General features: G+C 69.8%; 1 protein-coding gene. It reads left to right on the forward strand.

The genetic code is table 11. The annotated features are described in order from the left end of the window. Nucleotides 1-16 precede the first annotated feature (16 nt). Nucleotides 17-1,104: DEAD/DEAH box helicase (locus E1266_RS37380; protein WP_132055322.1), on the forward strand; the 1,088-nt coding region annotated here is incomplete at its 3' end.

Here is a 1,104-nt window from a genome sequence, read left to right on the forward strand (position 1 = left end):
GGGGCAGGATGGAGGGGTGAGCCTCATTGATGAACTTCCCTCCGGAAACGACACCGACGCCGATTCGCTGTTCGAGGCGTTCGAGCGGTGGGTGTCGGGGCGCGGGATCACGCTGTATCCCGCGCAGGAGGAGGCGCTCATCGAGGTGGTGTCGGGCGCGAACGTGATCCTGTCGACGCCGACCGGGTCGGGCAAGAGCCTGGTGGCGGCGGGGGCGCTGTTCGCCGCGCTCGGCCGGGAGCAGGTGGGGTTCTACACGGCGCCGATCAAGGCGCTGGTGTCGGAGAAGTTCTTCGACCTGTGCGAGATGTTCGGGCGCGAGAACGTCGGGATGATGACCGGCGACGCGAGCGTGAACGCGGACGCGCCGATCGTCTGCTGCACGGCGGAGGTGCTGGCGAACATCGCGCTCCGGGACGGCGCCGACGCCGACATCGGCGTCGTGGTGATGGACGAGTTCCACTTCTACGCCGAGCCCGAGCGGGGGTGGGCGTGGCAGATCCCGCTGCTGGAGCTGCCGCAGGCGCAGTTCCTGCTGATGTCGGCCACGCTGGGGGACGTCGCGTTCTTCCAGAAGGACCTGACGCGGCGGACGGGCCGGCCGACGGCGCTGGTGACGTCGGCGGAGCGGCCCGTCCCGCTGATCTACGACTACCGGGTGACGCCGCTGCACGAGACGATCGAGGAGCTGCTGGCCGAGCAGAAGGCGCCGGTCTACCTGGTGCACTTCACGCAGGCGGCGGCTATCGAGCGGGCGCAGTCGCTGATGAGCATCAACGTGTGCACCAAGGCGGAGAAGGCGCGGATCGCGGAGCTGATCGGCAACTTCCGGTTCACCACGAAGTTCGGGCGGAACCTGTCGCGGTTCGTCCGGCACGGGATCGGGGTGCACCACGCGGGGATGCTGCCGAAGTACCGGCGGCTGGTGGAGCGGCTCGCGCAGGCCGGGCTGCTGAAGGTCATCTGCGGGACCGACACGCTGGGCGTCGGCGTCAACGTGCCCATCCGCACGGTGGTGTTCACGGCGCTGAGCAAGTACGACGGGCACCGGGTGCGGCGGCTGCGGGCGCGGGAGTTCCACCAGATCGCCGGGCGGGCCGGGCG

It is taken from the genome of Actinomadura sp. 7K534, from assembly GCF_004348575.1.
GTDB lineage: Bacteria > Actinomycetota > Actinomycetes > Streptosporangiales > Streptosporangiaceae > Spirillospora > Spirillospora livida.